12 protein-coding genes are annotated in these 13198 nt (G+C 37.2%); 1 reads left to right on the plus strand and 11 read right to left on the minus strand.

Annotated features, from left to right (window positions below; translation table 11 throughout):
• Positions 1 to 3: 3 nt before the first annotated feature.
• The 8 genes from ASU31_RS14735 to ASU31_RS27515 all read right to left on the minus strand — a co-directional run bounded on the left by ASU31_RS14735 (position 4) and on the right by ASU31_RS27515 (position 8702).
• The gene (locus tag ASU31_RS14735) at positions 4 to 702 is read right to left on the minus strand and encodes a LytR/AlgR family response regulator transcription factor (protein ID WP_057933060.1); all 699 of its coding nucleotides are present in this window, start codon (positions 700 to 702) and stop codon (positions 4 to 6) included.
• On the minus strand, positions 699 to 1766 hold the full coding sequence (locus tag ASU31_RS14740; protein ID WP_057933061.1) for a sensor histidine kinase: 1068 nt from the start codon (positions 1764 to 1766) through the stop codon (positions 699 to 701). Before ASU31_RS14740 ends, ASU31_RS14735 begins: the two co-directional genes overlap by 4 nt.
• Before the next feature lie 145 nt (positions 1767 to 1911).
• Positions 1912 to 3135, minus strand: coding sequence for an ABC transporter permease (locus ASU31_RS14745; RefSeq protein WP_057933062.1), 1224 nt, complete (start codon positions 3133 to 3135; stop codon positions 1912 to 1914).
• A gap of 12 nt (positions 3136 to 3147) precedes the next feature.
• Positions 3148 to 3894, minus strand: coding sequence for an ABC transporter ATP-binding protein (locus ASU31_RS14750; protein WP_057933063.1), 747 nt, complete (start codon positions 3892 to 3894; stop codon positions 3148 to 3150).
• Complete coding sequence (locus ASU31_RS14755) at positions 3894 to 5087, minus strand: efflux RND transporter periplasmic adaptor subunit (RefSeq protein ID WP_057933064.1); 1194 nt, start codon at positions 5085 to 5087, stop codon at positions 3894 to 3896. The genes ASU31_RS14750 and ASU31_RS14755 overlap by 1 nt, the downstream gene beginning before the upstream one ends.
• Positions 5088 to 5132: 45 nt before the next feature.
• Positions 5133 to 6428, minus strand: a complete 1296-nt coding sequence (locus ASU31_RS14760; RefSeq protein ID WP_057933065.1) for a TolC family protein — start codon at positions 6426 to 6428, stop codon at positions 5133 to 5135.
• 349 nt (positions 6429 to 6777) lie between these two features.
• Complete coding sequence (locus ASU31_RS14765; protein WP_057933066.1) at positions 6778 to 7800, minus strand: S66 peptidase family protein; 1023 nt, start codon at positions 7798 to 7800, stop codon at positions 6778 to 6780.
• Between the two features lie 740 nt (positions 7801 to 8540).
• A complete protein-coding gene (locus ASU31_RS27515; protein WP_157258026.1) occupies positions 8541 to 8702 on the minus strand; it encodes a hypothetical protein in 162 nt (53 codons plus the stop codon).
• 349 nt (positions 8703 to 9051) lie between these two features.
• Between ASU31_RS27515 and ASU31_RS14770 the strand changes: the two genes are divergently transcribed.
• Positions 9052 to 10347, plus strand: a complete 1296-nt coding sequence (locus ASU31_RS14770) for a DEAD/DEAH box helicase (RefSeq protein ID WP_057933067.1) — start codon at positions 9052 to 9054, stop codon at positions 10345 to 10347.
• Positions 10348 to 10450: 103 nt separating this feature from the next.
• Here ASU31_RS14770 and ASU31_RS14775 read toward each other — a convergent pair whose 3' ends face one another.
• The 3 genes from ASU31_RS14775 to ASU31_RS14785 form a co-directional block, all read right to left on the minus strand.
• Complete coding sequence (locus ASU31_RS14775) at positions 10451 to 11725, minus strand: OmpA family protein (protein WP_057933068.1); 1275 nt, start codon at positions 11723 to 11725, stop codon at positions 10451 to 10453.
• Positions 11726 to 11961: 236 nt separating this feature from the next.
• On the minus strand, positions 11962 to 12624 hold the full coding sequence (locus tag ASU31_RS14780) for a YdeI/OmpD-associated family protein (RefSeq protein ID WP_167346188.1): 663 nt from the start codon (positions 12622 to 12624) through the stop codon (positions 11962 to 11964).
• 8 nt (positions 12625 to 12632) lie between these two features.
• Entirely contained in the window at positions 12633 to 13163 is a 531-nt protein-coding gene (locus ASU31_RS14785; RefSeq protein ID WP_057933070.1) for an RNA methyltransferase, read from the minus strand.
• Between the last annotated feature and the right edge of the window lie 35 nt (positions 13164 to 13198).

The raw sequence follows: 13198 nt of genomic DNA on the forward strand, positions 1-13198 counted from the left end.
CCTTTATTTTAATAACTTTTCAATTACCTGTTTATAGCTATCGCTTACAGGCAACTCCTTATCCGCTATAAATAAAGCGTTTTTTCTAATGGATGTTATTTTGTTGATATTTACGATAAATGATTTGTGGATCCTCTCGAAATAAGCGGGCAGTTGTTCTTCTATACTTTTCATACTCATGCGCACCACCGCAGCTTTCGGACTTGTTGAAATATTGATCTGGATATAATCTTTGAGTCCTTCTACGTAAGTAATCTCATTATAATTGATCTTCATCAAGCTGTAGCCCACATTTACAAACATATAATCCTGTTTGGGTAGGTTGTTATGTTCTGCTGATTGTTTGAGTTCGTAAAGATCTTTTGCTTTATTACATGCTTTCATAAAACGGTCGAGTGATACCGGTTTCATTAAATAATCTACCACATCGAGCGCAAAACCATCTAAAGCATATTGTTTATAGGCAGTTACAATAATTACCATTGGCTTTTTAACCAAACTCTGGATAAATTGTAAACCCGTAATACCTGGCATTTGGATATCGATAAAAATGAGGTCTATCGATTGTTCCTGCATAATTTTATTGGCAACAAAAGCATCATCGCAGCTGTTCACCAGTTCCAAAAATGGAATACGGCTAATGTTATCAGCCAGTAATTGCAAGGCTAAGGGCTCATCATCAATGGCTAAACATTTTATCATGCTGTTAATTTTAAAGTTAGGTAAACATTAAACCAGCCATCTTTTTTCTCAATTTCCAGTTGATGATCTTTACCGTAGAGTAAGTTTAAGCGTCTGCTTACATTCGCAAGGCCAATGCCAGATGCGGCATCTTTTACCTCATTCTCATCTTCGCTAAATTTATTTCGAACAGTAAACGCCAAAAGTTCATCTTCTGTTTTTAAATCAACAAAAATCTGCGGTTTTTCAATCATCCCAACCCCATGTTTAAAGGCATTTTCGATAAATGGGATCAGTAACATAGGTTCTATTTCGTCAAACTCACTTTCAATATCAATGTTTGTTTCTATAACTACTTTTTTGCCGAAACGCTGTTTTTGCAGATCTATATAAGCCTGCAGGTATTCGGTTTCAGTTTTAATGGAGACCTTTTCTTCGTCGGTTTCATATAACATATATTGCATCAAACCAGATAATTTCATTACGGTTGGCTCCAATTCATTGCTTTTTAGTCTTACCAGTGCCACAATGTTGTTTAAAACATTAAAAATGAAGTGTGGACTGATCTGTGACCGTAAAAACGAAAGTTCGGTTTTCATGTTCTCCTGTTCGCGCTGCAAAGCTCTTTTTTCTTCACTGATCCGGTCTGAAATCATGGTAAAGGCGGTACTGGCGGCAATGGTTAATAAAAAAGTCGGTGTGTTAAACCAAAGCGTTCTGCCGAGGTTGAAATCAAAATTGGGCAGTAAAACTCTGAATAATATGGAGTGAATGGTAATTGCCAAAAGTAAACAGCCGATAAATGACAAGCCGTACCACAGATATTTCTTTTTATAGAAAAATGATGGAATTAAAACCTTATGATTTAAATAAAATATGGCAATCCAATAAAAGTAACTGATGAAATTTAATCGCAGGAACTGGTTTTCGTCGTAACTGCTTATTGGGTGAGGAGGACGGCTTCGGTTAACATTAATAATATAAGGCAAAGTGATCAAAACCACCCATACCAGAATGTGCAGGGTAATTTTTATCCACTTTTTGGAGAAATTAATCGTCATTATTTTTTCTTTGGCGCTTTGCATCGCTAAGTTATTATTTATTATGTTTTTTTAATGTGTTTCGTCACGCTGATCCGATAACTATCGGATTTATTTCAAGGTAAATGCGAAATATTTTAAGGTTCCCGCCTGCGCGGGGATGACGATATTTTCGTTTGGATACTTGATGCTACTCGTATCTTAACGCATCGATCGGATCTAAATTTGATGCTTTCTTTGCAGGGTAATACCCGAAGAAAACACCTGTAATAGCACATACAACAAAGGAAATAATAATTGAAGATTCAGCAATTAAAATTGGCCAGTTTAAGAAATAGGAGATGAGGTATGCTGAACTCACACCCAAAACTACGCCGATAATTCCGCCAGTAATGCTGATTAAAATGGCCTCTATTAAAAATTGCATCAAAACATCTTGTCCGCGGGCACCGATAGACATGCGCAGACCGATTTCGCGGGTACGCTCGGTAACTGAAACATACATAATATTCATAATCCCAATACCACCAATAAATAGTGAAATACCTGCAATAGCGGTTAAAAGAACGGTTAACATGCTACTGGTAGAACTGATGGTGCTGATTAATTCGGCCTGTGTACGTACCTGAAAATCGTCTGTTTCTGCTGTAGTTAACCTGTGGCTTTCTCTTATAGCTTCCGATATTTCGGTTGTGGCAGCGGCGCTCGAAGCCTCAGTTGTTGCGGAAGCATAAATACTCTGTAGATAATTGGTTGCGGTAATCCTTTTTTGTACAGTAGTATAAGGAGCAAGGATAATATCGTCCTGATCCTGTCCGAAATTACTTTGTCCCTTAGGCACTAAAACACCGATTACCTGGAAAGGAATATTTTTAAAACGTATAATCTGGCCGATTGGATTACTTCCGTCAGGAAATAGATTATCGATAACTGTTTTACCTAAAAGACAAACTTTAGCAAAGCTTTTTACATCATTTTCAGAGAAAAGAATACCATCCTGAAGTTTTAATTGGCGGATGTTCAAATAATCTGGACTCACCCCAGTAATGGTAGTTGGCCAGTTATAACCACCTTTAATGGCCTGTCCGTTAGTGGAAACCACAGGCGATAAACCGTTTATATTTTTGGATTGCAACTTTTTAATAGCGGTAATATCTTCTAGTTTTAAGGTTTGGATGCTGCTTCCCTGCAAACGCACACCACCAGGTTCATTGCTTTGGGGCATAATGGTAATCATGTTCGAGCCCATTCCTGATAATGAAGACCTGATACTTTGTTTCGAGCCCTCACCAATGGCCATCATAGCAATTACCGCCGCCACCCCGATAATGATGCCGAGCATGGTTAAAAAAGCACGGAGCTTATTTCTTTTTAATGCCCTAAAGGCAATCTTTAATAAATTTATAATGCTCATGATCTTCTCAAATTAGTAATCATCAGATTCTGGTAAATTGGCAAGTGCCTCTTTAGCCGAACGTTGATTTTGGTTAATGCTATCCTTTTGGATTTTTCCATCCCTAAGCATAATGGTTCTGGTACTAAAAGCAGCAATATCAGGTTCATGTGTTACAAAAACGATGGTTTTTCCTTCTGCATTCAGTTCCTGCATCAAGGCCATAATCTCATAAGAGGTACGGGTATCAAGGTTTCCTGTAGCCTCATCGGCCAAAATCATCACAGGGTGATTAACCAGCGCCCTGGCAATGGCCACACGCTGCTGCTGACCGCCAGAAAGCTGACTGGGGGTATGATCAAAACGCTCGGCAAGTTTTACCGATTCGAGCGATTTTATGGCCCTTTCTTTACGTTCTTCAGCCGTAATGGTTTTATTATAAAATAAGGGTAGCTCTACATTTTCCAGTGCCGATGTTCTGGGCAACAGGTTATAAGCCTGGAAAACAAAGCCGATCTTGGTATTCCGCAAACCCGCCAGTTCATCGCGATTTAAACTTTTAACATCTACACCATCAAGCAGATAACTGCCTTCTGTAGGTTTATCTAAACAACCCAATATATTTAAAAGCGTAGTTTTACCCGAGCCACTACTGCCCATAATGGTTACAAATTCACCAGCTTTGATATCGAAAGTGATGCCTTTCAAAGCCCTGACGGTTTGATCGCCCATTACGAACTCACGTTTTAAATCGTGTATATCTAATATCTTCTGTTCCATTATCTTCTTCTGTTACCGCCTGGGCGTTTTGGCATAAAAGGACTAGATTGGCCTTGTACCGCCGCCTGACTTTTACCCATGCTCTGTGAACCTGTAATGATAACATCTTCTGCCGTTAACCCTGATAAAACTTCAACATGAGTATTGTCGTTTATGCCGGTTTTAATCTTTTTTTGTATCAGTTCTTTTGAATTTTTTTGCACCCAAACATATGCCTCGTCAGCTCCGGCTGGCTTTCTGTTGGGATTAACCCAGGTCATTTGATATTTACCAGCCAAAGTTGAATCTGGAGCAAATTTTATAGCTTTTGTAGGAATAAGCAAAGCATTGTTAACTTCTTTGGTGAAGATGGTGATGTTAGCTGTCATACCGGGTTTCAACTTATTCGCATCATTTGAAGTATTAATGATGGTTTTATAGGTAACCACATTTGATGAAATTGATGGACTTAACCTGATTTCTTGTATGGTGCCTTTAAAAGTATCGTTTAAAAAGGCGTCAACAGTAAATGTTGCCCTTTCACCTTTTGTGATGTCGCCTACATCTGCCTCATCTACAGAGGCTTCTACCTGCATTTTAGTTAAGTCTTTTGCAATACTGAAGATGGTTGGTGTACTAAAGCTAGCCGCCACAGTTGTTCCTTCGCTTACACTTCTAGAGAGTACCGTTCCGTCAATTGGAGAATAAATACTGGCAAGTGATAAGTTCTTTTGAGCAGAAGCAAGTTGAGCCTTAATGCTGTTAACCGATGCTTTTGAAGCATTATAAGTATACAACGCATTATCGTAATCTGCTTTACTTACCGCGCCAACTTTATACAAATTACTTTGACGGCTGAAATTGCCCTGTTGGTAAACCAAAGCACTCTGAGCACTGACCAGATTAGCCTGATATTGATTTACAGTGGCCTCAAATAAAGTTTTATCAAGTTCGGCCAATAGTTGTCCTTTTTTAACCTTCGAGTTAAAATCTGCATACAGTGTTTTGATGGTTCCTGATACCTGAGTACCTACAGCCACTGTATCAACCGGTTGCACCTTTCCTGTGGCCGTAACGTTTTCGGAAATATAACCCATTTTAGGTTTTTCGGTTTCGAGAACAACCACCTGTTCTTTTTTGCGCAAAGCGAAGTACCAAATCGCGAATAATGCAACTGCGATACCAATGATAATAAATATTGTTTTCTTTTTCATGATCCAGATATTAAGTAGACTAGGCGGTGGCCATCATCATGTATTTTAGTTAGTAATAGGAATTCCTGTGTAAAAATTATAGATCTTGGTATAAAGGCTTGCTGTATATTTAGCCTGAACAAAGGCCTGTAAAGCCTGTACATATAAATTTTTCTGTTGCAGGTTTTCTACAATATTGTTGGTGCCTTCTTTTAAAGCTGCATTCGAAATGCGTAGAGCCTCGCGGGTATAGTTAAACTGCTCTTGTGCAGCGGCATACTGGCTGTTTGCGTTCTGTACGTTAATGTAAGCACGTTCCACATTTTGAGTCAATGTTGTTTTGGCATCTAAAAGTGATAGGCGGGCCTGCTCAATACCAATGTTAGCCTTGGCAACATTTGTTTTGGTTACTTTTCTATCAAAAATCGGAATTGATAGAGTTAAACCTAAGTTTTGGTAAAAATTATTATTTAGCTGATAGCCGTAACTGCCGATATTATTATTGTTATAACCTGTATTTAGCGATCCACCTAAACTCAGTGTTGGGCGTAAGGTTGATTTTGCTTTGGCCAGTTCGGTTGTTTGAAGCTGTATATTTAATTCTCCACTTTTAATTTCCGGACGGGTGCGTAAGGCCTGATCTTGTGCCGAAGCTAAATTATCTAATGCCGGGGCTACTGCAACGGTATCTGTTGTGCTTACTTCAAAAGGAGTAGCTGTAGGCAATTGCAACAGTTGTTTTAAGGTTAAAATATTTTGCTGTAAAGTATTTTGTGCAGTAACCAAAGTATATTTATCATTAGCATAAGTAGCCTGTAACTGCAACAAATCTTTTTTGGCAATGGTTCCAAACTTATATTGTTGCTCTGATTGTTTAACCTGAGCCTCGCTGGTGGTCAACAGATCTTTTAAATAGGTGATGTTTTCTCTGGCCAATAAAATATTCAGATAAGCCTGGGTGATGGAAATGGTAATATCGTTTTTGGCCGCTTCTACCGATAGATTAGCGGTCTGTAAGCTGAGTTCTTTAGCTTTGATGTCATTTTTTAAATAACTTCCATTGTACAGCGTCATATCTGAACTTAAGCCAAAACCACTGGTGTTTTGCAATCCCGATTTATAATTGGAGATGGCTTGGGAAACATTTCCAGATAAATTTGGGAGTACAGCTGCTTTTGAAGCGATTAAATTTTGTTCAGCCGTTTGAGAACTCAGCTTTAAGGTATTGATGCTGATATTTTTTTCTTTGGCATACTCGATAGCCGTTTTTAGATCCCAAACTTGTGGGATATCCTGAGCTTTGATTGCGTAAGGCGCTACAAGCAAAATGAGTACGACAATATATTTAATGTATTTGCGCATGGCGAATAAATTTTGTGTCTATAGAACTATTGAACACAAAAATATATCCGGTTAATACTGCATTTTAACAATTGAGACCAATGCAGAAAATGCTGCGACGAAAGGTTAAAACTTTGAGATTAGTCAGTTTTGAGTTTTAATAGAAAGAAGTAGGCTTGTATGTTATTTTGACCATGAAAAAGCTCGTCATTTCAAGCGGGCCCGATAGCTATCGGGTGCAACGCAGCCGAGAACCCGAAGGCTCAGCGAAGCTAAATCTATCGAGGTAGATCTCTCCTCCGAAGGAGTTCCTTTGGAACATTCCACTAGGTTCCAGTCGAGATGACGAAAATACGAATGGTAAATTAGGCTAAATCGTCCGTAATACCGAACCCGTTTCGTTTACGATTAAGGTATGGTTTACACCACATTTTAGGGCGAAATTATTTCGTTGGTGCCCCACGGGGAAATCGAAAGCCACAGGGTAATTGTATTCCTTTACTTTTTCTAAAATGCTATCATAAATGGTTTTGCCGAATTCTTCGCCAACATCATCAGGTTTAACTTTAAAGCCACCAACAATTAATCCCTTAAGGTTTTTCAGTTTGCCGCTGCGTTTTAGGTTCCACAACATTCTGTCAATGCTGTAGAGGTATTCGCCAGTATCTTCGATAAAAAGGATTTTATCCTTTGTATCCAAATCAGAATCACTGCCTGCCAAAGTTTCGATAATGCTCAGGTTTCCACCAACTAAAATGCCATCAACCTTTCCTTGTTTGTTATTAATGTTGATAGGGGCAGTGTAGCCCATTTGCTCACCAATTAAAGCATTTTTTACAGATAAAATCGTTTCAATCTGTATAGGTTCGGCTTTACTCCAATCATCAGGAAAACTATTGCACATTTTAGAGTGGATAGAGGCAATGCCATAATTTTTAGCCAGATGACAATGTAAAACGGTAATATCACTAAAGCCAATAATCCATTTCGGCTTTCTTCTAAATGATGAGAAATCGAGTTTATCGATTATCCGTACAAAACCATAACCACCACGGGCACACATAATAGCTTTAATTGCCGGGTCATCGAGCATTTGTTGAAAATCAGCCAGTCGCTCTTCATCTGTTCCGCCATAGGTAAAATCGCGTTTACCAATAGTATTGCCAACTTTTACGGTAAATCCCCAGCTTTGCATCTGTAAAACTGAAGGTTGGATTTGTTCTTGTGTAATATATCCTGCAGGACTCGTAATCCCGATGGTATCGCCAGATTTTAAATAAGGAGGGATCTTAAATGATGAACTTTCAGTTTCAACGGTATTGGCGAGTGTTTTAAAAGCAGGAAGTACAGTTGCAGTCGCAATAAATGAAGAAAGGAAATGTTTTCTGTTCATCTAAAATATGGATGTAATATTGATTGGGCTAATATAGGATTTAAAATATTCGCATAAAAGAAAAGGGATTTATATCCATAAATCCCTTTTTTAAACCAAACAAATTAATCTGTAAAAGATTAGTATAATGTGAATTATATAAATAACCCAGAATGAAATAAAAAGTTTTGAGATTTTTGAAAAAAATATTTTTAACCATCTTTACAGAACGCACGAAAAATATGCTTTTTCATCATTAAGAAGTTAAGGGCATTAAGTAATGCATTGCACTTAACCATTGGGTTTACAAATTATTTAATAATAATTGGCTTAGTAATAGTAATATAACTTTTCTTGCATTGTTTCACTACATCTGCTAAATAGCCCTGATGGAAGCGGAAATACTTTTTGGCTCCGTTATATTGTATTTTCGAAAGCTTTCCAAAAAGATTGAGTGTACAGCAGGAGCAGCCCCGTACTATGAGCACTGAACTGCGCTTTTAAGTAATTAAAAGGTAGGATATTTGATCAAGATTCTTCGCTTTGCTCAGGATGACAGTATCTACCTAAAAAGGTAAAGGCTACCCATCGCGGATAGCCTTTGCTAACAACAAAACAAATATAAGATAACCAAATCTTGCCTGATTGAGCAGAATCAGGGTAAAGTGCTATGAGATACACTTTGCGGCCTAGTAATGGATTCGAACCATTGTAGGGAGTTTATGAAACTCCAACCTTCCAATCGGTCAACTGGCCATGTTTTATAACTGCTTTAGTGCCAAATAATCTCTTAGTTCTAGAATCTGTTCTTTATTTAAGCTATCTTCATCTTTTGCAAACGCTGGCTCATCTGGTTCTGTTTGTAACGGATAAATGAGTTTCGGATATTCATCTATAGCTGGGTATTGAAAATAAATGGACATGATTTTAGCGTTTTAATTATTCAACATATTTTTTGTTAATGATTAATGTTGAGCAAATATAGAAATAAGTATATAATATCTATAGATTTAGTAGTTTTTATTTTGGAAAATATTACAACTGTTTCATTTTCAGTAAAATAATTTTTATAGGATCGGCTGTTTTATTAGAGATACTGGTCTGAACTAAATAAACTGAATAAAAACGGATCCGATTTTATTCAGTTTATAGTGGATAGTAGAACTATAGGAGGCATGAACTTGCATCATTCATTTCCAAGCCTTTAAATTCAATTTCAGAAAAGCTAATTATTTTAAGGATATTTGCAGTTCAAACATTAAAATAGTAATTGTGTCTTTAGATAAATTAAAACTTAGCAAACCACTTGTAGCGGCCATGACTGATGCAGGATTTTTAACTCCAAAAGAAATCCAAGCCAGAACAATGTCGCGAATTTTAGGTGGACAAGATGTTATAGCGGTGGGACCGGAGGGTTCGGGAAAAACAACAACTTATGTTTTAGCTACTTTAATGAAGTTGAAGTACGCTTTTGAGGAAGCGCCAAGGGCTTTAATTTTAGTGCCAGATGCAGAACATGTTGATCATGTTTTGGAGCAATTTAAATTATTGAACCGTAACAATACCTTCAGGATTTTGGGAATCGATAGCCGTGGCGCTGTTGATACACAAATGAATGAGATAACGGATGGAGTTGATATTATTGTTGCAGTACCCGATAGGGCTCGTGCTTTATATTTAAAACTAGCATTAAATACAAATAAAATACAGTTGTTTATTGTAGATAATGCAGAACTTATTGTGAAAAAAGGCTTGCAGTTACCTGTTGTAGAATTGGCCAACAGTGCTTATAAATCTCAGCATGTGGTGTTTACCGAGGTAATGCACGAGAAATTGAACCATATGATTTCGCCTTTCATGAAAGATTCTACCACAACCATCGAGGTAGATGAAATAGGTGAAAAGCAGGCAGAAGTTTATCAACAGATGCTTTATCAGGTGCCTAATTTCAGAACAAAGCTTAATCTTTTAACCTTATTATTAAACGATACTGAGGTTTTTGATAAAGTTGTGGTTTTTGTAAATACACGTTTAACCGCACAAACAGTTTATAAAAACTTTAATCAGCATAAAGAAGGTGAGATCAGTATCTATCGCTCGCTGTTTTTTGATGATAAAGGCTATGATGATATTGAAGACTTTAAAGATAACCCAGAGGCAAGAGTTTTAATTGTTGCCAATGAGAATTTAGGTGAACTTAATATTGAAGGAATTCCTTTTATCTTGCATTTTGAATTGCCAGAGCAGAAAGAAATGTTAATTCAACGCATTGTTAAACATGGTGATGAAGATGTTGTGGCAATTACTTTTTCTACCGATATCGAATTGATTGAGGTGAAAAAAATTGAACAGGCCATCGGTCAGAAATTGGAGGTAATGGAATTACCAGAAGATTTGAAAGTAGTTGATGCAGCTGCTAAGCCAAAGAAAAAGAAAACTGAAGAAGATGAGGATACAGACCGTGGAGCAGCTTTTCACGAAAAGAAGGCCAGTAACTTGAAAAACTACAATTATAGCGCTGGCACAAAAGCCAAAATGACTTATAAGAATAAAAAGGGATTGTCTTAACAAGGGGCGTCACCCTGACCTGTAGCGCAGCGGAAAGCTACGAATATAAAAAAGCTCCCCAGAAATTAATCTGGGGAGCTTTTTTGTTAACCGTTATTTACCATTAGTATAAAGTAAACTCTACACGACGGTTTTGTTGACGGCCAGCTGCAGTTTTGTTTGTTGCAATCGGCTGGTCAGGTCCGTAACCTGTAGCTTCAATTCTTGATGCATTTGCACCTTGAGATACTAAATAAGCTTTTACCGATTCTGCTCTGTCTTTAGATAAACGTAAGTTTAATTCTCTACCGCCAGTATTATCAGTATGACCAGCTAATTTTAGGCTAAAGTTTTTCTCTACCAATAAACCAGCAACACGATTTAAAGTAGCATACGATTTAGGACGGATAGTTGATTTACCTAAATCGAACTCTAAGTTAGAAATCGCATCTCTAACCACTTTACGATCGGCCTCTGTAATTACTTTGGTTTCTTTAATGATTTCGCGTTGAACTTTGATTGGGCAACCAGAACCATCAACAACAGTACCCGATGCGGTACCAGGACATTTGTCGAATTTGTTTGCTACACCATCATTATCATCATCGCCTAAATCTTTAGCATATTGTTCTCTATCGCGTTGTGCATTTTGCTCAGCAGTTGATAGTGCTCTTCTTAATTCAGCACTTTCTTCAGCACTTTCTTTACGTAAGTTTGCTAACGAGCTGTAGTTTTGCAACTGAGGTTTGTCTTTGCTACCCAATGCAAATTCTACACCAGCGTGTGCATAAGCGAATCTGCTTTTTGGTAAAGATTCTGGAGATTTAATGAAATTAACATCATAACCTAAATCAATATTGATTCCTTTTGCAACACCCAGTTTAACACCAGCACCTACTGGGATAAACCAACCTTCTCTGCCTTTACTTTCGCTAACAATTGCTCCGCTTGTGCTGTAATCAGATGACATATAACCAGCACCACCCTTTAAATAGGGAATTAAAACTGCATTTTCTTGATTAATGTTGATATTAGCAACGTTAAAAACAGCGGTTAACGCGCCAGACCATTCAACACTTTGTTGAAAATCAGTAGTTCCGTTTGTTGATTTGATATCACCTCTTAAAAAATCAGCCTGCAAACCTAAAGACGGTAAAATTTGCTTTCTAACATTTACTCCGTAACCGATACTTTTAAATTCTTTTGCTCTAACACTTCCCGAACCGAAAATAGTATTAGGAGAAAGTATGCCTCCATGTACACCTACGCTCCAGGTACGAAAAGATTTTTCTCCAAACCTGGAACCAGTTGTAGTAGTTGGCGTTTCCTGCGCAAATAATTGTGATGATAAACCTAATAAAGCAATCAACATTGTTGATTTAGTAATTCTTGTATTCATGTTTTTCTATTTTGTAATATTTAGTCTCTTAACAGTTTTTATTCCATACTGTTTTGCATGGACTAAGAAAAAACCCTGCCAAAATCATCACTTTTCTTACAAATAGCATGTTATCAGAAGATTAGGAGTATAAATTAATTTCACAAAAATGTTACCATGCAACCGAAATCATGCTGGTTTTTGTATAGTATTCTATACAGAATTTAAAAAAGAACCATTGTGTGGTAGTTTAAATCCTACTTGTCTGACGGATTTTTCTTATTGTTCAATAACATCTCCAGTGTTTTTTCGAGTCTGTTTGTACGCGTCTTTTCTTGTTTTGCAGATAAAAGCCAAAGTACATATTCTTTCCTGTGGGAGTAAGCGAGTTGGTTAAAGTAGTCTAATGCTTTAGAATGGTTTTCTAAAAAGATTTTTAAATCTTCAGGGAGTTTAACGGTTTTATTTATTGGATCGATATATTCTCCAAATTCATTTGCCTTAATATGATCATTTCTCATGCCTGATGGTTTTACCTCAGTGATGAATTTTAAACGCAGGGCAGTCCAGGTTTCATTTACTGCAGCAGAAGCACAGGGTGTTAAACCAAATTTTTTAAGCTCTTGCCAGCTTTTCATCAGATCAAGATCAGATTTGATTTTTGAAGATTTTTTAGGATAGAATACCCAAAAAATAGTTTTTGCATCAATATGGCAAATATTACTTTCAATTTGCTGGTTAAGTTGATCTATGCTTGTGGTAAAAGTGATTAATACATTAAAATAAACTTCTTCAGTATATTTTATAGCAATATATGGATCGACCTCACCAAAAATGGTAACCGCATCTTGGGGTGCATCTATTACCCTAACGATGTAGTTAGGTTTAACCTGAAGTTTTTTTAATAGTAAATTTTCCATCATTGCACCTAGAGCCTCAATTTAGCAAAGAAATCCCAAAAAACAATACCGGCAGAGATTACGATGTTAAAGGAATGTTTGGTTCCAAATTGAGGAATTTCGATACATTCATCAATTTTTGCCATCACTTCATCGCTCACACCATCAACCTCGTTCCCAAAGATCAGTGCATATTTTTTACCCTGATCGGGTTGGAAAGTGTTTAGCATAGTACTGTTTTCGGCTTGTTCTATTGCAATGATCTCATAACCTAAGGCCCTTAAGGTATCAACAGCTTGTACAGTATCGGTATAATGAATCCAATCAACAGATTGCGTAGCACCTAGTGCTGTTTTCTCAATTTCGCGGTGCGGCGGTTGAGCCGTTATACCACAAAGGATAACTTTTTCTAATGCAAATCCGTCTGCTGTACGGAATATAGAACCTACGTTGTGCATACTGCGCACATTATCCAACACCACCACAACAGGTAATTTTTCCTGTGCTTTAAATTCTTCAATATCTGGCCGATTAAGCTCGTCTAATTTTAATTTTCTCATTATTTTGATTGATTACACCGATTGGATATAATTTC

The sequence above is a fragment of the Pedobacter ginsenosidimutans genome (assembly GCF_001442625.1).
In the GTDB taxonomy this organism is placed as follows: domain Bacteria; phylum Bacteroidota; class Bacteroidia; order Sphingobacteriales; family Sphingobacteriaceae; genus Pedobacter; species Pedobacter ginsenosidimutans.